An 18,331-nucleotide genomic window follows, 5' to 3' on the forward strand; every position below is an offset into this window, starting at 1 on the left:
CGCCGCCCGCCCAGTGGGTATCGGGCGGAACATGGCAGCTCAGCGCGCTATGGTCTGCCGTATACGGCCGACGGTGGCGGCGACATCGGTCCAGGCCGGCTTGTCCGGGGCGAATTGCCGCCGCAGGAAGGCGGCGAGCTCGGCGACCTGGTTGTCGCTCATGCTGTCCTTGAAGGCCGGCATGTAGCCGAGATCGGTCACGGCCGGCTTGGCGATGCCGTGCAGGATCACCTGGATCAGATTGTCGGGCGCATCGCTGTGCAGATTGCTGTTCAGCGCCAGCGACGGCCGGCTGCCGAACAGCGGCGGGCCGCCGACCTCATGGCAGACCGCGCAGGCGCCTTGATAGATCCGCGCACCTGCCGAGGCGGCGGTGGTGACGGCGGTGCCGGCCTCGAGCTTCGCGGCGAGCGCATCGTGGGCCAGCTGATCAGCGGTTGGGTTGAACGAGGCGAGGTAGACCGCCATCGCACGGATATCCTGGTCGGGCAGCGCGGCCAGCTCCTGCACGACCGGCGCCATCGGTCCTGCGGCGACGCCGTGCAGGCGGGACTCGCCGGTGCGCAGATAGGCGTACAGCTCGTCCTCGCTCCAGGGGATCGGCGCCTTCGACAGCGACGTCAGCGCCGGCGCCTCCCAGCCCTCGGCAAAGCCGCCGGCGAGATAGGCCGCCTGTCGCTCGGCGCCGAGCGCATTGCGCGGCGAATGGCAGGCGCTGCAATGGCCGAGTCCTTCGATCAGATAGGCGCCGCGATTCCATATCTCGGGCTTCGATGGATCGGGCTGGAACGTGCGCGGCTGATGGAAAAACGCATTCCATCCGGCGAGCAGCGGCCGCAGGTTGAACGGAAAGGCAAGGGCATTCGCCGGCGTTTCGGCGCGCGCCGGCGGCTGCGCCATCAGATAGGCATAGAGCGCTTGCAAATCGGCGTCGGTGGTCCTGGCGAAATGCGTGTACGGAAACGCCGGATAGAGATGGCGGCCGTCGCGATGAATGCCCTCGCGCATCGCGCGCTCGAAGGCGGGATAGGACCAGGCGCCGATGCCGGTGTCGATATCGGGCGTGATGTTGGTGGTATGGATGGTGCCGAACGGCGTCTCGAGCGGCCGGCCGCCGGCGTTCAGGATGCCGTGCTCCGAGGTGTGGCAGACGGCGCAGGCACCGAGCGCCGCAAGCTCCTTGCCGCGCGCGATCGTTGCCGTGGAATAGACCGAGGCATCGGGACGGGCGATCGGCGCGATCGCGCGCCATGGCAAGACGGGCCGCGCCGATCCCGATCGCTGCTGCACACAGTGCGGCAATGCCGGCAAGCATTCCGCCGCGTTGCGCGAACGGATTTTTCCATCTGTTGAGGTCGGCCGCCTTCGCCGGCGGCGCAAGCGGGGCGGGCGCTGCCGGTTGCTCGCCGCGTAAGCCCTTCAAAATGCGCTCCGGCGTGAACGGCAATTCGCGGAAGCGCACGCCGGTCGCATCGTAGATCGCGTTCGCGATCGCAGCCGCGCTCGGCACCGAGGCGGATTCGCCGACGCCGAGCGGCGGCTGGTCCTGCCGCGGCAGCATCAGCACATCGATCTCAGGCAGCTCGGGGAATTTGATGATGGGGTAGGCGCCCCATTCCCGCGCGGCCACCGCGCCGCGCTCGAAGGAAACCTCCTCCATCAGCGCGCGGCTGGTCGACTGGATGACGTTGCCTTCGATCTGGTGCCGCACGCCCTCCGGATTGATCATCAATCCGGAGTCCTGGCCGGCGACGACGCGCGTCACGCTGACATCACCGGTCGCCTTGTTGACCGCGACGTCGGCGATCCACGCCGACCATGCCGCACCGTAGCCGGGAAACTTGCTGTGCACGTAGAGCGCATAGGCGAAGCCGCGGCCGCGCACGATGTCGCCGTCCGCCTCGGGCTCTTGCCGCACCGGGCGCGGCGTCCAGCCGGCGCGCTCGGCGACCGCGTTGACGAGGTCGATCGCGCGCTTGTCTTTCAAATAACGCAGGCGGTATTCGATCGGATCGACTTCCGCTTCGGCCGCGAGCTCGTCGATATAGGACTCGTGCGCAAACGTGTTCGGCAGCGCCGAGACGCCGCGAAACCAGGAGGCGCGCACGATCGGCGGCATGTCGTTGGCGACCACGCGCATGTTCGCGTAGTCGTAGGGCGGGATCGCGGTGCGGTCGCCCATCTCGAATACGGCAGGCGTCGGCGCGATCCGCCCTGTGAGCAGCAGCGCCAGCGTCGGCGCGCCGTTCGAGGGATAGCGCGTATTGAAATCGTAGCCGGCGACGCTGCCGTCGGCGTTGAGCCCGCCATTGACGTCCATCAGCTGCGCGGTGCCCTTCGGCTCCCAGGCATGCTCCTGCTCGCGCGTGAGCTGGACCCGCACGGGCTTGCCGACCGCGCGCGACAGCAGCAGCGCATCGGCGGAGACGTCGTCGGCGCAGTTGCGGCCGTAGCAGCCGGCGGCCTCCATCCGGATCACGTCGATCTCGGATTCCGGCCGCTGGATCAAGAGCGCCAGATCGCCGCGCAGGATGTGCGGGTTTTGGGTGCCGGACCACACCCGGATCGCGCCGTCGCCGTAGTCGGCAACCGCGCAGGATGGGCCGATCGAGCCGTGCATCTGGTAGGGCCAAACGTAGGTCCGTTGCATCGGCTTGGCGGCAGCCTTGATCGCGGCATCGACATCGCCCTGGTCGATCAGCTGGCGCGGCGTCGCGGGATTGGCGCGTAGCGCCTGCTCGATGTCGGAGAGATCGGTCAGCGCAGGCCCCGGCTTCCAGCTCACCTTGAGCTGCGCCGCAGCCTTGATCGCGTTCTCCTCGCGCTCGGCGACGACGCCAATGAAATCGCCGATCCGCACCACCGCGACAACGCCGGGGATATCCCGCACCGAAGCTTCATCGACCGCGATCAGGCTGGTGCCGACGAACGGGCCGGCATCGACGCCGGCATAGGGCGGTCGCACGACACGGCCATGCAGCATGCCGGGCACGCGCACATCGTGGACGTAGACGAGCTCGCCGGTCGCCTTCGCCGGCAGGTCGATGCGCGGCACCGACTTGCCGACGACGGAATGGCTTTTGACCGGCTTGACCGGCACGTCGTCGGCGAGCTCGAGCCTGATGGTCTCGTCGGCGATCAATTCGCCATAACTGATGCTGCGGTTGTCATGACCGCGGATCAGGCCGTCCTCGATCGTGAGTTCGTCAGCCGGTAGTTCGAGCCGCTCGGCCGCGCGCGCGAGCAAAAAATGCCGGGCTTGCGCGGCGGCCTTGCGCAAGGGCACAGCCGTGATCTGGATGGTTTCGCTTGCGATCGTCGCGCCCTGGTTCGGCACCACGGCGGTGTCGCCGAGGATCACGACCACGCGGGCAAAGGAGACGTCGAGCTCTTCGGCGACGATCTGCCCGAGCGCGGTGCGGATGCCGGTGCCGAGATCGACGTGGCCGTTATAGGCATTGACCGAACCGTCCGCCGTGACCGTGATGAAGGTCTCGAACGCGCGTTCCGCGCCGAGCATAGTGGGACGGACGACGGAGAGTGAGCCGCGCTTGCGTTGCTCGGCAGGGCGTGCGTCCGCCATCAATCGCGCGCCTCGAGCGCGTGGCCGGCGGCGCGCATCGCCGCGCGGACGATCTCGATATGCGCGCCGCAACGGCAGAGATTGTAGCGCAGCGCTTCCAGCACCTCGTGCTCGGACGGGCTTGGGTTGCGCGTGAGCAGCGCCTTGGTCGTGATGATCATGCCGTTGAGGCAATAGCCGCACTGCGCGGCCTGTTCGCGGATGAAGGCATCCTGCACCGGATCGGGATGCTCGCGCGTGCCGAGCCCTTCCAGCGTGACGATGCTGCGCCCCGTGCAGCCTTCGATCGGAATCACGCAGGCGCGCGCCGCGACGCCGTCGATCAGCACCGCGCAGGCGCCGCACTCACCGAGCCCGCAGCCATATTTCGGTCCATTCAATGCGAGGTCGTTGCGCAGCACGTAAAGCAATGCGGTGTCGGGAGCGGCGTCGATATCATGATTCCTGCCGTTCACGGTCAGGCGCATCGCCCCGGTTCTCCCCTCGATGTTTGCGCTGCAATGTCAGCGTCCGATCGCGAATGAGGATAACGTTTGTATACAAACGTGCAAGCGGCGGCATGCCGCGCTGCAGCGCGTGCACGCTTTATGAACAGGGTGCGCAAGCGAATGGCAGGGTTTGATTGCAAAGGTCGCTTGACAGGCTTGAGGCTCGCGCGCAGGATCATTCGTATACGAACGATATAGGCAGGGAGGCGGAAGCGCAGTATGATCGACCGCCACCACAAGTCCAGGCTGGGTCACGATGGCTGACACAATGACCGTCGCCGCCGGCGACAAGATCCGCTGCGATGCCTGTCCGGTGATGTGCTACATCAAGCCGGGCGCGGCCGGGGCCTGCGATCGCTACGCCAATCACGACGGCACGCTGGTGCGTGTCGATCCGCATGTGGTGCTGGAGCGCACGGTCTCGCATGGCGGCAAGCTGGTGCCGTTCCAGGTGAGCGGCGACTGGGACGGCAAGATCGTCCGTCAGCCAGACCTGTTCGTCACCGCGATCGGCGCTGGAACCACCTATCCGGACTACAAGCCGGCGCCGTTCATCGTGTCGTCGGAGGTCGACGGCGTCGACATGGTCACGGTGGTGACCGAGGGCATTTTCTCCTATTGCGGCGTCAAGTTGAAGATCGACACCGACCGCTATCTCGGGCCGGAGACCGCGACCGTGCGCGCGGACGGCGAGGCGGTCGGCCATGTCACGACCAGCGAATATGGCTCGCAGATGCTCTCGCTCGGCGGCGTGCATCATTTGACCGGCGGTTCCAAGAAGGAGGGCCGCGTCACCTGCGACACGCTGATGGACCTTTCCAACTGCAAGGCGGTGGAGCTTGTCATCGACGGCGGCGCCACCGTCGTGGTGCAGGCCGGCAAGCCGCCGATCGTCAACGGTGTGGCGGAAGAGCGCATGCGGGTCGGCTGCGGCTCGGCGACCATCGGCATGTTCGCCAAGCAGTGGCACGGCAAGGTCGATGAAGTCGTGGTGGTCGACGACCACATCACCGGCGTGCTCAGCGAGCACCAGGCCGGCAAGCTGCTCGACATCGCCGACACCGGCATCAAGATGAAGGGCCGGCGCTCGACGCCCGGCCGCTATTTCCAGGTCGCCGATCCCGGCACGGGCTGGGGCGGCACCAATATTTCCGATCCGCTGTCGATCCTCGGCCCGTTCAATGCCAAGGAGGCGCGGCCCGGGCTCACCATGCTGATGGTGTCGACCACAGGCGAGCACGCGTCCTACTACGTGCTCGACCAGGCGTTGCAGCCAATCCAGACCGAGATGCCTGCCGACCTTCGCTTCTCGGTCGAGCGCATCCAGGAGAATTGCGAGCCGGCGCTGTGCACCGTGCTGTTCATGGGCGGCGCGGGCGGATCGCTGCGCGCCGGCGTTACCGACAATCCGGTCCGGCTGACCCGCTCGGTGAAGGACGCGCTCACGAGGGTCACCAGCGGCGGCGCGCCGGTCTATGTCTGGCCGGGCGGCGGCATCACCTACATGGTCGATGTCACGCAGATGCCGGCCGGCGCCTTCGGTTATGTGCCGACCCCGGCATTGGTGGCGCCGATCGAGTTCACGATGCGCATGTCCGATTACGCGGCGCTCGGCGGTCATATGGACTATGTCCGGCCGCTGTCGTCGTTGCGGGACAGCGCCGAAGTCAGGCCGTATCTTCCGGGACGGCGCGCATGAGGCGGCTTCCGCAAATCGCGCTTCTTCCTGACGGCAAGCGGCTGCATTTGCAGGACGGTCCCATTGATCTGGTCGTCGAGGCCAACGGCAGGGACGCGGCTATTCGTGCCGCCTATCAGGCCGCGGCGGAGCGCTTCACCGGCTTGCTCGATGAACTCTGCGCGGAACTGACCGAGCTGCGCAGCGCGGTCCGTCCCGATCACTGTGGACTGATAGGCGTGGTGGCGCGGCGCATGCATGCGGCGGTCGTGCCGTTTGCTGCCGACTGCTTCATCACGCCGATAGCGGCGGTGGCGGGATCGGTCGCCGAGGAAATCCTCGGCGCGATGCTTCGGGCGGCAACGCTCGATCGCGCGTATGTCAACAATGGCGGCGACATTGCGCTGCATCTCGCCGGTGGCGAGCATTTCACCGTTGGCCTGATGGACCGCCCGGACCGCGATGGCGTGATGCACACCATGACCGTCGATGCCGACATGCCGGTCCGCGGCATTGCGACCAGCGGCCGCCACGGCCGCAGCTTCTCGCTCGGCATTGCCGATGCCGTCACCGTGCTGGCGCGGACGGCATCGCAGGCCGATGCGGCCGCGACGGTGATCGCCAATGCGGTCGATCTGCCCGATCATCCCGCGATCCTGCGCTGTCCGGCCAACGAATTGCAGCCGGACAGCGATCTCGGCGCGCGGCTGGTCACGCGTGATGTCGGAGCCTTGGCGGAACACGAGATCGAGCAGGCGCTGGAGGCGGGGGCAGCGCGGGCGCGCGACCTCCTGATGGCGGGATTGATCGAGGGCGCGGCATTGCGTCTACTGGGCGAAACGCGAATTGTCGGTGCAACTGGGATTGAGGCGCCGGCGTCGCACGCGTTTCAGGGGCGAACGATAAACAACAGGCTGCAGGCATGACCGGGAGCGAGGCACAATGAGCGCCGTCATTCGCAAGATCGTCACCGTGGTCGAGGAGACCCATCTGGAGATGGGCAAGACCATCGCGCCGCCGACAAGGCGTGCCGCCGCCATTGCGGTGATCGAGAACCCCTTTGCCGGCCGCTATGTCGAGGATCTGTCGCCGCTGATCGCGATCGGCGAGGAACTCGGCGAATTGCTCTCCAAGCGCGCGGTCGCTGCGCTCGGCATCGACGGCGCCAAGGCGCACAGCTACGGCAAGGCCGCCGCCGTCGGCGAGAATGGCGAGCTCGAGCACGCGGCCGCGATCCTGCATCCCAAGATGGGCGCGCCGGTGCGCAAGGTGCTGTCGAAGGGTGCGGCGCTGATTCCGTCGTCGAAGAAGCGCTCGGGTCCCGGTACCACGCTGGATATTCCGCTCGGGCACAAGGATGCCGCCTTCGTGCGCAGCCATTTCGACGGCATGGAGGTGCAGATCAACGACGCACCGCGGGCCAACGAGATCATGGTCGCGGTCGCGGTGACCGACAGCGGGCGGCCGCTGCCGCGGGTCGGCGGGCTGACGGTTTCTGAAGTCAAAGGCGAAGACGGATTGCGATAGTCTCTTTGAAGAACAACTGGAGGATGGGATGCGTGGTTATTTCGTAGGGGCGGGATTGGCGATCGCGGTCGCGGCCATGGCAACAAGCGTCATGACGACGCAGGCCATGGCGCAGAGCGAAATCAAGATCGGCGAGATCAACTCCTATTCCTTGCTGCCGGCGTTCACCGAGCCCTATCGCAAGGGCTGGCAGCTCGCGGTGGAAGAGATCAATGCCGCCGGCGGCATCAACGGCAAGAAGCTCGTCGTCATTTCCAAGGATGACGGCGGCAAGCCGGCCGACGCTCAGACCGCGGCCAACGAGCTGGTGTCGAGCGAGAACGTCGCGATGCTCACCGGCACCTTCCTCTCCAATATCGGCCTCGCGGTCTCCGACTTCGCCAACCAGAAGAAGGTGTTCTTCCTGGCGGCTGAGCCGCTGACCGATGCCATCACCTGGTCGAAGGGCAACCGGTATACATTCCGCCTGCGGCCGTCGAATTACATGCAAGCCGCAATGCTGGTGGAAGAAGCCGCAAAACTGCCCGCAAAACGCTGGGCGACGATCGCGCCGAACTATGAATACGGCCAGTCGGCGGTCGCGGTGTTCAAGAAGCTGATGTCGGAGAAGCGGCCCGACATCCAGTGGGTCGACGAGCAGTGGCCGCCGCAGGGCAAGATCGACGCCGGCCCGGTGGTGCAGGCGGCTGCCGCGGCAAACCCGGAGGCGATCCTCAACGTCACCTTCGGCGCCGACCTGGTCAAGCTCGTGCGCGAAGGCAACACCCGCGGCCTGTTCAAGGGCCGCACCGTGGTGAGCTTCCTGACCGGCGAGCCGGAATATCTCGATCCCTTGAAGGACGAGACGCCTGAGGGGTGGATCGTCACCGGCTATCCCTGGTACTCGATCAAGACGCCCGAGCACGACGCGTTCCTGAAAGCCTATCAGGCCAAGTACAATGACTATCCGCGGCTTGGCTCGATCGTCGGCTACCAGACCATCAAGGCGGCGGCGGCGATCCTGGCGAAGGCCGGCTCGAGCGATCCGGAGAAGCTGATCGCGGCAGCCGAAGGCATCTCGATGCCGTCGCCGTTCGGCGAGATCACCTTCCGCAAGATCGACCACCAGTCGACGCTGGGAGCCTTCACCGGCAAGACCGCGCTGAAGGACGGCAAGGGCATCATGGTCGATACCGCCTATCGCAAGGGCTCGGACTATCTGCCTGGCGATGCCGAGATCGAGAAGCTGCGGCCGAAGGATTGATTCTTCTTCTCCCTCTCCCCGTTCTTACGGAGAGAGGGTTGGGGTGAGGGGCTGTCTCCGCGAGCGTGCGCGTGGAGAGTCCCCCTCACCCGAAACTCAAGCTGGCGCTTGAGTTTCGACCTCTCCCCGCAAGCGGGGCGAGGTGAAGAAAGTGACGCTTGTGTTCTCCAACGCGGACCGCCCATGGCCTTCTATGTCGTCCAGTTCCTGACCGGTCTTGCCAGCGCGGCGTCGCTGTTCCTGGTCGCTTCGGGTCTGTCGATCATCTTCGGCGTGACGCGGATCGTGAATTTCGCGCATGGCGCGTTCTACATGCTCGGCGCCTATGTCGCCTTCACGCTGACCGAGCGCTTATCGGGCGCGTTCGGCTTCTGGGGCGGCATCGTCGTTGCGGCGCTGGCGGTTGCTGCAATCGGCGTGCTGGTCGAGATGGTGCTGCTGCGCCGGATCTATCATTCGCCCGAGCTGTTCCAATTGCTCGCCACCTTCGGCCTGACGCTGATGGTCGAGGACCTGGTGGTGCTGATCTGGGGGCCTGACGATCTGGTCGGCCGCCGCGCGCCCGGCTTCAAGGGCGCGATCGATTTCTTCGGCCAGAATATTCCGAGCTACGATCTGTTCCTGATCGTGCTCGGGCCGGTCGTGCTCGGCGTGCTCTGGCTCTTGTTCCAGCGCACCCGCTGGGGCGTGCTGGTGCGCGCGGCGACGCAGGATCGCGACATGGTCGCGGCGCTCGGCGTCAATCAGAAATGGCTGTTCACCAGCGTGTTCGCGCTTGGCGTCTTCCTGGCCGCGCTCGGCGGCGCGCTGCAAATCCCGCGCGATGCGGTCAACCACGCGATGGATCTGCGCGTCATCGTCGAGGTCTTCGTCGTGGTCGTGATCGGCGGCCTCGGCAGCATCATCGGCGCCTTCGTCGCGGCGGTGCTGGTCTCCGAACTCAACGCCTTCGGCATCCTGATCTTCCCGAAGATCTCGATCATCCTGGTGTTCCTGGTGATGGCGGTGGTGCTGATCGTCCGTCCCTGGGGCCTGTTCGGCAAGCCGGAGGCGCCGGCGCGGCGCACGCCGGGCCTCACCGTCAATCCGTGGCGGCCGCTGACTACGAACGAACGGCTTGCCGCGATCGCCGTGCTGGTGGTCGCCGCCGCGCTGCCGTTCGTCGCCGGCAATTACCTGCTCACCGTCGGCTCGGAGATCGCGATCTTCGTGATCTTCGCCGTCAGCCTGCACTTCCTGATGTCGGTCGGCGGGCTCGCCTCGTTCGGCCACGCCGCCTATTTCGGCCTCGGCGCCTATGGCGTGGCGCTGCTCGCCAAGATGGCGGGCCTGCCGATGATCGCCTGCCTGCTGCTCGGTCCGCTGCTCGGACTATTGGGCGCCGCGGTGTTCGGCTTCTTCGCAGTGCAGCTCTCCGGCGTCTATTTCGCGATGCTGACTTTGGCTTTTGCCCAGATCGTCTGGTCGGTCGCATTCCAGTGGGTGTCGGTCACCGGCGGCGACAACGGCATTCTCGGCATCTGGCCGGAAAAATGGGCGGCGAGCCCGTCGCATTTCTACTGGCTGTCGCTCGGCATCGCCGCGCTTGCGGTGATGATCCTGCGCATCATCGTGTTCTCGCCGTTCGGTTTCGCACTGCGCGCCACGCGCGACTCGCCGCTGCGCAGCGAGGCGGTCGGCATCGACGGCAAGCGCATCCAGTGGACTGCCTTCGTGATCGCGGGCACGGTCGCCGGCCTTGCCGGCGCGCTGTTCGCCTATCTCAAGGGCAGCGTGTTCCCCGACAATATGGGCATCTCGCTGTCGGTCGACGCGCTGGTCATGGTGCTGCTCGGCGGCGTCGAGACGGTGTCGGGCGCGGTGGTCGGCGCCATCGTCTACAAGGCGCTCAACATCTGGCTGGTCAGCCAGACCGATCTCTCCAAGCTCGTGCTTGGCGGCTTCGTGGTGCTGATCGTGGTCGCATTCCCCAAGGGCATCGTCGGCACGCTGGAAGCCTTCATGCATCGCCGCCGCAAATCCTCGTCATCGGCGTCGTCGCCATTGCTGACATCCCGCATCGAGAGCGCCGAATGAGCATGGTCCCCACATTGCTGTCGGTCGAAGGGCTGACCAAATCCTATGGCGGCGTGCATGCCGTGCGCGGCGTCTCGTTCGAGCTGCGCGCCGGCGAGATCCTGGCGCTGATCGGGCCGAACGGCGCGGGCAAGAGCACCTGCTTCGACATGCTCAACGGCCAGAACATTCCAGACTCTGGCCGCATCCGCGTGCTGGGGGCGGAGACCACCGGCAAGAAGCCGCGCGTGATCTGGCGCATGGGGGTGGGGCGCACCTTCCAGATCGCGGCGACCTTCCCAACCATGACGATGCGCGAGAACGTGCAGGTCGCGCTGGTCTCGCATGGCGGGCAGCTGTTCAATCTGTGGGCCTCGACCGCGCGGCACGCCCGAGACGAAGCCGGGCGGCTGCTCGACCTGGTCGGCATGGGCGCCTATGCGGAGCGTCCCTGCGGCGAGCTCGCCTATGGCGACGTCAAGCGGCTGGAGCTTGCGATCGCGCTCGCCAACCAGCCAAAGCTGCTCTTGATGGACGAGCCGACCGCCGGCATGGCGCCGCGCGAGCGCGTCGAGCTGATGCGGCTGACGGCGCGGATCGCGCGCGAGCAGTCGATCGGCGTTCTCTTCACCGAGCACGACATGGACGTGGTGTTCGAGCATGCCGACCGCATCCTGGTGCTGAACCGCGGCACCTTGATTGCCGAAGGTTCGCCCGAGGAGGTCCGCGGTAACGCCCAGGTGCGGGCGATCTATCTCGGCGAAGGCCTGCTCTATGATGCCCGGCACCGCGAGGGAGCATCGGCATGAAGCTCACCGTAAAGGACCTCAACAGCTTCTATGGCCCGGCGCATATCCTGTTCGACATCGCGCTCGAGGTCGGCGAGGGCGAGGTGGTCGCGCTGCTCGGCCGCAACGGCGCCGGCAAGTCGACCACGTTCCGCTCCATCGTCGGCCTGGTCGAGAACCGCTCGGGCCGCGTGATGTTCGAGGGCCGGGACGTCTCCGATCTGCCGACGCATGCGATCGTGCGCGGCGGGCTCGGCTATGTGCCGGAGGAGCGGCGCATCTTCACGGATCTGACGGTCGAGGAGAATCTCGAGGTCGGCCGCCAGCCGAAGCGGGCGGGCGCGCCGCAATGGGATCGTGACAAACTGTTCAAGCTGTTCCCCAATCTCGGCGAGATGCGCGGCCGCCCCGGCGGGCGCATGAGCGGCGGCGAGCAGCAGATGCTGACGATCGCGCGCACGCTGATGGGAAATCCCTCGCTCGTTCTGCTCGACGAGCCGTCGGAGGGACTGTCGCCCAAGATCGTCGAACAGATGGTCGATGCGATCCTGGCGATGAAGAAAGAGGGCGTCAGCATCGTCGTGTCGGAGCAGAATCTGCATTTCGCCCGGCTGATCTCGGATCGCGCCTACATCATCGAGCGCGGCCGGATCTGCTTCGGCGGCACCATGGCGGAACTCGATGCGCGTCCGGATATCCGCGATGCGCATCTGTCGCTGTAACGGGCGGGGTGGACAATGGCGAGGAGCGCTGCACAGAAGCGAAGCGTCAAGGCGGCGAAGCCCGGCTACGTGCTGGACGAGCAGATCGGCTTCATCCTGCGCCAGGTGTCGCAGCGCCACGCCGTGATCTTCGCCCGCGAGATCGGCATCAATTTGACGCCGACGCAATGGGCGGCGCTGTCGAAGCTGTCCGAGGTCGGGCCATGTTCGCAGAACCAATTGGGGCGGCTGACCTCGATGGACGTTGCGACCATCAAGGGCGTGATCGATCGCCTGACCGCACGCGGCCTGACCGAGACCTCGCCCGATCCCGACGACGGCCGAAGGCTGCTGGTAAGCCTCACCCGCGCCGGCCAGCAGATGGCCGACAAGGCCGCGCCGAACGCGCTGGTGATCTCCCGGGAAACCCTGGCGCCGCTCGACGCCAAGGAGCGTGAGACGCTGATCGCGCTGCTCGGCAGGTTGCGGTGATTCAAATCTGTTCTCACCGAAAATCTCTCACCGTCACCCTGAGGAGGCCGCAAAGCGGCCGTCTCGAAGGGTCGACGGCCACCAGCCGGGCCGTGCATCCTTCGAGACGCGCGGAGCCTATCATCGGGCCGCGCTTCGCGCGGACCCGTTGCCGCTCCTCAGGATGACGGGGCGGCTGCCGCAGCCTACTTCCCCACGATCTCCGGCACCTTGCCCGCGGGCGGCGTATTGCGGCTGCGCTGGGTGCGGACGATGCCGTCGATGATGGTCATGCCGATGCCGGGAAGGTCGCCGAGCTGAACGCTCTCCAGGATGTTCTTGCCCGGCGAATGCTGTGCCTTGTCCATCAGCACGAAATCGGCCGAGCGGCCGAGCTCGATCAGGCCGCAATCGAGCTCGCGCATCCGCGCGGTGTTGCCGGTCGCGAGGCAGAACGCCAGCTCGGCCGGCAGCTCGCCGAGCGAGGACAGCAGCGAAACCATGCGCAGGATGCCGAGCGGCTGCACGCCGGAGCCGGCCGGCGCGTCGGTGCCGAGGATGACGCGGTGCAGGTCGCCCATCTCGCGAGCGGTGCGCAGCGTGAACAGCGCCGAGCGCTCATTGCCGTTGTGCACCAGCTCGAGCCCGCGCTTGCAGCCCTCGCAGATGCAGCGGATCTGGTCGTCGGGCAGGGCAGTGTGGCCGCCATTGATGTGGCCGACCACGTCAGTGTCGGCCTCCAGCACCACGTCCTTGTCGATCAGGCCGGAGCCCGGGATCGACGGACCGCCGGTGTGGATCGTGCTCTGAATGCCGTATTTGCGCGCCCAGCCGACCATCTTGCGCGCCGTCGGCCCGTCCTTGACGCCGCCGAGCCCGACCTCGCCGAGCAGCTTGACGCCGGCGGCGGCCATTTCCTTGAAATCGTCCTCGACCATCTCGCATTCGATCACGGGCGCGCCGGCATGCACCTTCACGCCGCCCGGCCGCAGCGTCCAGAATGCGCGTTGCGCGAAGATCGCCATCGCCTTCAGCCCGACCACGTCGCGCGGCCGGCCGGGCATGTGCACCTCGCCGGCGGAGATCATGGTGGTGACGCCGCCGTGCAGATAGCTGTCGATCCAGTTGATCTGGTTCTGCCGCGGCGTCCAGTCGCCGGCGACGGGATGGACGTGGCTGTCGATCAGCCCGGGCGCGACCGTCGTTCCCATGGCGTCGACGATCGTGGTGGCGCCTTCGGTATCGACGTCCTTGAGGCGGCCGATCGCAGTGATCTTGCCGTTCTCGGCGACGATGGTATCGGCGTCCAGGATCGGCCTCTCCAGCGCTCCCGACAGCAAGAGCCCGATATTGCGGATCACCAGCTTGCTGGGGCCGGTGGCCTGGGGCGCGTCGTGAGCCATGGGTTTTCCTTCTGTTTCTGCCGAATTGCCCGGGAATTTGAGCCCGGCTTGACTTTCCGATCAAGCCGGATTATTCGTTTGTATACGAATGATCGTATACAAACGATCAGGCCGGTCAACGGGTTCAAGTCCCCCCTCCGCCGCGGCACAAATCAGGGGTTGGTGCGATGAGCAATTTCAACCAGGAAAGCGTCCTCAGCGTCCACCACTGGACCGACACGCTGTTCTCCTTCAGGACGACGCGCAATCCGTCGTTCCGTTTCCGCAACGGCGAGTTCACCATGATCGGGCTCAAGGTCGGCGAGAAGCCGCTGCTGCGCGCCTACAGCGTCGCCAGCGCGAATTACGAGGACACGCTGGAGTTCTTCTCGATCAAGGTTCCGGACGGCCCGCTCACCTCGCGCCTCCAGCACCTGAAAGAGGGCGACGAGATCATCGTCAGCCGCAAGGCGACCGGCACGCTGGTCATCGACAATCTCGAGGACGGCCGCAACCTCTATCTGATCGGCACCGGCACGGGCCTCGCGCCGTTCCTCAGCGTGATCAAGGATCCCGAGACCTATGACCGGTTCGAGAAGGTCGTGCTGCTGCACGGCTGCCGCCGCGTCAAGGAGCTCGCCTATGGCGAGATGATCACCGAGACGCTGCCGCAGGACGAACTGATCGGCGAGCTGGTGCGCGACCAGCTGATCTACTACCCGACCGTGACGCGCGATCCGTTCCGCAACCGCGGCCGCATCACCGACCTGATCACCTCGGGCAAGCTGTTCGCCGACATCGGCCTGCCGGCGCTCGATGCCGCGCATGACCGCGTCATGATCTGCGGCTCGCCGGCGCTGGTCGCCGACACCCGCACTCTGCTCAACGGCCGCGGCTTCGTCGAGGGCAACCACGGCGAGCCCGCGCAGTTCGTGGTGGAGAAGGCGTTCGCCGAACGGTGATGTCGGCACGGTCTCGCCCCGCGTCATTGCGAGGAGCGACAGCGACGAAGCAATCCATCTCCCCATTCGAGTGGAGAGGTGGATTGCTTCGCTCCGCTCGCAATGACGGGGGATAGAGCGACGCGCAATCATGCTCATCGTAGGGGACCACCGTCACGGCCGCACCGCCGGCGTCTCGACCGGCATGCCGCGCGCCCGCGACATCAGATAGAGCTCGAGCTCGACGAGCTCCGGGGAGCCATAATCATAGGCCTGCGCGCGGATGCCGGTGATGCAGGCGCGCAGCCGCCGCTGCAGCGATCCGAGCGACTGCCATTCCAGCCGGTACAGCGGATAACCCGTGGGCTGGCCTTGCGTGATCGCGCTGCCCGCGAGCTTCTTGTCCCAATTGTCATCGTGGCAGTTCGCGCAGGCCAGATTGAGCTGGCCCTGCCGCTGCATGAACAGCGCGTGGCCCTTGTCGACGAACGGCGCGAGCTCCGGATCGTCGCCGGCCGCGATCGGCACGCCGCGTGACTGCTGCGCGACGAAGGCGGTCAGCGCCAGCAGCTCACGGCTTTCATAGGCAAACGGTGACGCCTGCTGATGATTGGTGCGGCAGAGGTTGATCCGACCTTCGAGGTCGACCGGTTTGCCCAGCGCCTTCTCGAAGGCGGGATAATGCGCGGCGATGCCCTTCATGCTGACGCGTGCATCATTGTGGCAGTCGGCGCAGGCCTTGTTCGCGGTGCCGGCCTTGCGCGTCCACAGCGCCTCGCCGTCGAGCACGAAGAGCATGCCGGGATTGGCGGTGTCCTCGTCCTGCATCGCCTTGGTGTCGGCGCTCATGAAGCTGGTGCCGGAGCGGCGTTCGGATAGCGGAATCTCGGTGGCGAACGCTGCGCCCGCCATCGTCGTCAGCAGCGCGATTGAGACCGCAAGCCTCATTCGACCGTGATCGAAGCCTGCGCGGTCTCCGAAAACCCCTTGTCGCCGATCCATTCGAACTCGAACTTGCCGCTCTCGGTCGCCGTGGTGAAGAAGGTGATGAACGGATTGGCCGCGATCGCCGGATAAAGATCGGCGCGGAACACTTCGGTGCCGTTGAAGCGGCACGTGAAGCTCGTGATGATGTCGCGCGGCACCACGTCGCCGGACGCGGTGTGGCGATAGCCGGTCTCCATGATATGCGACATCAGCGTCTTGATCTCGATGATTTCGCCGCGCCTGGCCTTCTTCGGCACGTTGATGAGGGCCGAGGGCATCAGATCGCCTCCTCGGTGCAGGCGGCGAGCGTCACCACGACGTCTGCGGTCGCCGACCAGAAGGTGTCGTCGGACAGCCGTGCGATCGCGGTGACCTTCTGGCTGTCGGCGAGGCGGATGCGGGTCGATATCTGCGCACGCCCGGCGCGCGGCCCGAGATGGAAATTGCCGACGTTCGGCTGCGGGTTCTTCTCGTTGAAGATGTGGATGCTCTTCACATACTCATCCGCCGTCATCGGGCTCGTCACGCTGACCGTCATCGGCACGGTGTTGCCGTTCTCGACCAGCGGCGGGATGTCGAGCTTGACCTTGCCGGTCCGGACATTGGCTTCGCCGACGACGTTGCGGATCGCGGCTTGCAGCATCGCCGGCGTGGCGTCCACGGGGCGCACGATCACCATCGCCGCGGCGGCGCCGGTGAGGGCAAAAAACGTTCGCCGGGTGTGATCCGAATGCGCCATCGCCTAGTCTCGCAGTGTCACCAAGTAAGCCACGATATCCTCGATCTGCTCCGCCGACAGGATCGGCTTGCCGCGCCATGCATTGCCGACGTGCGTGAACCCGTCGACGCGATAATAGGACGGCATGATCGTTGCCGCATTGAGGTGCGACGCGTCGACCAGGCGGAGCCGTAACTGCCCTTCCGACCAGCGGCTGCCGCTGCCCGCGAGGTTCGGCGCGAGGTCACCCTGGAACGCCTGCTCGGGAAATGGGCCGCTGTGGCAGAGGATGCAAGTGGAGGAGCGCTCGACGACCAGCGCACGGCCGCGGATCGCGTCGCCTTTGGTTCCCGTCAGCGGTAGCGGAATCGCATCGCCCACGACGGTGTAGGGGCGCAGGTCCTCGGCGCCGGCGGGCGCGCAGGCTGCGAACCCAGCCGCGAGCAATGCGATGAGGGAACGCCTAGCCAAAGGCGTCTCCCGTGATTGTCTTGAACCAGTCGAGCGCCTGATCGGCTTCGCGCTGGCGCATCTCGCGCGACGCGTCGACCGGGCTCGTCGTCACCTCGGCCTCCGCGTACTGATCCTCCTTCGGCTGATAGATGCCCTTCAGCGAGAACGCGTAGCCGGGAGCGACCGTGTTGTAGCAGGCGCCATCGAGCCGCGGCGTCTCCGGCGGCTTGCCCGCGAGCGCACTCACGATCGCGGCGGCGCAAGCCCGGCCTTGCGCCGCCGCGGCGGAAGCGGATTTCGGAATGCCGCCGGCGATCGCGGCATCGCCGATGACGTGGATATTGGGCACGAGCTTTGAGGCAAACGTCACCGGATCGATCGGGCACCAGCCGGTGTGGTCGGCGGCACCCGCGATTTCGGCGATGCGGCCGGCTCGCTGCGGCGGGATCACGTTGGCAACCGCCGCGGTGTAATTGCCGAAGTCGGTGACGATCTCGTTGGTTGCCGGATCGACCGACGTCACCCGGCCGCCCTGCGACAGCGCGATCCGCTCGATCATGCCGGGATAGAGTTCGCTCCACGCTTTCTCGAACAGTTTTTGCTGCGAATAATTGTCCTTGGCGTCGAGCACCAGGATCTTGGACTTCGGCTTGTTCGTCTTCAGGTAATGCGCGATCAGGCTGGCGCGCTCGTAAGGCGCGGGCGGACAGCGCAGCGGCGCGGCCGGCACCGCGATCACGACGAGGCCGCCATCGTCCATGGCCTCGAGCTGCCTGCGCAGCAGCAGGGTCTGCGCGCCGGCCTTCCAGGCATGCGGCATCTTGTCGGCTGCGGCCTCGTCATAGCCTGGCAGGGCGTCGAAGTGCATGTCGATGCCGGGGGCGAGCACAAGCCGGTCATAGGACTGCGTCGTGCCGTCGGAGAGCGTGATGCTGCGCGCCTGCGCATCGACCTTGGTGGCCGCCTGCGCGGCGACGGTGATGCCGTCGGCCGCAACCTTGTCGTAGCTGAATTGCTGTGCGGAGAGCTCACGCAGGCCGGCGATCACCTCGTTGCTGAACGGGCAGGCGGTGAAGGTCCTGTTCGGCTCGATCAGCGTGACCTGAAGCTTTGCATCGAGCCGCCGCAGCGCCCGTGCGCAGGCCGCGCCGCCGAAGCCGCCGCCGATCACTGCAATGCGCGGCGCGGCCTGGGCCAGCGCCGGACATGCCAATGCGGCCGCTGCGACGGCAGCGGCGCCACGGATCACATCCCTGCGCGTCCGATGACGCGAGACGGCCATGCACGACAATCCGGAAAATAAGGAAGCGGCGGCC

Annotated in this window: 16 protein-coding genes and 1 pseudogene; 9 read left to right on the plus strand and 8 right to left on the minus strand. The window is 66.4% G+C overall.

What is annotated here, in order from left to right; all coding sequences use genetic code 11:
• Positions 1–39: 39 nt before the first annotated feature.
• Both ACVMB0_RS19245 and ACVMB0_RS19250 read right to left on the minus strand, forming a co-directional pair.
• A pseudogene (locus ACVMB0_RS19245) lies at positions 40–3,583 on the minus strand (molybdopterin cofactor-binding domain-containing protein).
• A complete protein-coding gene (locus ACVMB0_RS19250) occupies positions 3,583–4,050 on the minus strand; it encodes a (2Fe-2S)-binding protein (RefSeq protein ID WP_456756100.1) in 468 nt (155 codons plus the stop codon). Before ACVMB0_RS19250 ends, ACVMB0_RS19245 begins: the two are co-directional and overlap by 1 nt.
• 277 nt (positions 4,051–4,327) lie before the next feature.
• Between ACVMB0_RS19250 and ACVMB0_RS19255 the strand changes: the two genes are divergently transcribed.
• The 8 genes from ACVMB0_RS19255 to ACVMB0_RS19290 all read left to right on the plus strand — a co-directional run bounded on the left by ACVMB0_RS19255 (position 4,328) and on the right by ACVMB0_RS19290 (position 12,555).
• Positions 4,328–5,770 (plus strand): 6-hydroxynicotinate reductase, encoded by a 1,443-nt coding sequence (locus tag ACVMB0_RS19255; RefSeq protein ID WP_461347300.1) that lies wholly within the window; start codon positions 4,328–4,330, stop codon positions 5,768–5,770.
• Positions 5,767–6,675 (plus strand): UPF0280 family protein, encoded by a 909-nt coding sequence (locus tag ACVMB0_RS19260; RefSeq protein ID WP_461347301.1) that lies wholly within the window; start codon positions 5,767–5,769, stop codon positions 6,673–6,675. Before ACVMB0_RS19255 ends, ACVMB0_RS19260 begins: the two co-directional genes overlap by 4 nt.
• A gap of 16 nt (positions 6,676–6,691) precedes the next feature.
• A complete protein-coding gene (locus ACVMB0_RS19265; RefSeq protein WP_223968163.1) occupies positions 6,692–7,276 on the plus strand; it encodes an amino acid synthesis family protein in 585 nt (194 codons plus the stop codon).
• A gap of 28 nt (positions 7,277–7,304) precedes the next feature.
• A complete protein-coding gene (locus ACVMB0_RS19270; RefSeq protein WP_456756097.1) occupies positions 7,305–8,519 on the plus strand; it encodes an ABC transporter substrate-binding protein in 1,215 nt (404 codons plus the stop codon).
• Positions 8,520–8,702: 183 nt separating this feature from the next.
• Entirely contained in the window at positions 8,703–10,595 is a 1,893-nt protein-coding gene (locus ACVMB0_RS19275) for an ABC transporter permease (RefSeq protein ID WP_461347302.1), read from the plus strand.
• Positions 10,592–11,383: an ABC transporter ATP-binding protein gene (locus tag ACVMB0_RS19280; RefSeq protein ID WP_456756096.1), complete on the plus strand. Its 792-nt coding sequence runs from the start codon at positions 10,592–10,594 to the stop codon at positions 11,381–11,383. The genes ACVMB0_RS19275 and ACVMB0_RS19280 overlap by 4 nt, the downstream gene beginning before the upstream one ends.
• Positions 11,380–12,084: an ABC transporter ATP-binding protein gene (locus ACVMB0_RS19285; protein WP_456731495.1), complete on the plus strand. Its 705-nt coding sequence runs from the start codon at positions 11,380–11,382 to the stop codon at positions 12,082–12,084. The genes ACVMB0_RS19280 and ACVMB0_RS19285 overlap by 4 nt, the downstream gene beginning before the upstream one ends.
• A gap of 15 nt (positions 12,085–12,099) precedes the next feature.
• Complete coding sequence (locus ACVMB0_RS19290) at positions 12,100–12,555, plus strand: MarR family winged helix-turn-helix transcriptional regulator (protein WP_456756094.1); 456 nt, start codon at positions 12,100–12,102, stop codon at positions 12,553–12,555.
• 185 nt (positions 12,556–12,740) lie between these two features.
• Here ACVMB0_RS19290 and ACVMB0_RS19295 read toward each other — a convergent pair whose 3' ends face one another.
• Positions 12,741–13,937, minus strand: a complete 1,197-nt coding sequence (locus ACVMB0_RS19295; RefSeq protein WP_461347303.1) for an amidohydrolase family protein — start codon at positions 13,935–13,937, stop codon at positions 12,741–12,743.
• A gap of 167 nt (positions 13,938–14,104) precedes the next feature.
• Between ACVMB0_RS19295 and ACVMB0_RS19300 the strand changes: the two genes are divergently transcribed.
• Entirely contained in the window at positions 14,105–14,878 is a 774-nt protein-coding gene (locus tag ACVMB0_RS19300; RefSeq protein ID WP_461347304.1) for a ferredoxin--NADP reductase, read from the plus strand.
• 153 nt (positions 14,879–15,031) lie between these two features.
• Here the strand turns inward: ACVMB0_RS19300 and soxA are convergent, their stop codons facing one another.
• Genes soxA through ACVMB0_RS19325 form a run of 5 tightly spaced genes read right to left on the minus strand, consistent with a single transcriptional unit; the run spans position 15,032 to position 18,297 of the window.
• Positions 15,032–15,805 carry a sulfur oxidation c-type cytochrome SoxA gene (soxA, locus tag ACVMB0_RS19305; protein WP_461347305.1) on the minus strand — a complete coding sequence of 258 codons (774 nt, stop codon included), beginning with the start codon at positions 15,803–15,805 and terminating at the stop codon, positions 15,032–15,034.
• Positions 15,802–16,122, minus strand: coding sequence for a thiosulfate oxidation carrier complex protein SoxZ (soxZ, locus tag ACVMB0_RS19310; protein WP_456756090.1), 321 nt, complete (start codon positions 16,120–16,122; stop codon positions 15,802–15,804). Before soxZ ends, soxA begins: the two co-directional genes overlap by 4 nt.
• Positions 16,122–16,583 (minus strand): SoxY-related AACIE arm protein, encoded by a 462-nt coding sequence (locus tag ACVMB0_RS19315; RefSeq protein WP_461347306.1) that lies wholly within the window; start codon positions 16,581–16,583, stop codon positions 16,122–16,124. The genes soxZ and ACVMB0_RS19315 overlap by 1 nt, the downstream gene beginning before the upstream one ends.
• 3 nt (positions 16,584–16,586) lie before the next feature.
• Positions 16,587–17,033, minus strand: coding sequence for a sulfur oxidation c-type cytochrome SoxX (soxX, locus tag ACVMB0_RS19320; protein ID WP_461347307.1), 447 nt, complete (start codon positions 17,031–17,033; stop codon positions 16,587–16,589).
• On the minus strand, positions 17,026–18,297 hold the full coding sequence (locus tag ACVMB0_RS19325) for an FCSD flavin-binding domain-containing protein (protein WP_461347308.1): 1,272 nt from the start codon (positions 18,295–18,297) through the stop codon (positions 17,026–17,028). Before ACVMB0_RS19325 ends, soxX begins: the two co-directional genes overlap by 8 nt.
• Positions 18,298–18,331: the final 34 nt, after the last annotated feature.

The sequence above is a fragment of the Bradyrhizobium sp. USDA 4451 genome (assembly GCF_054822585.1).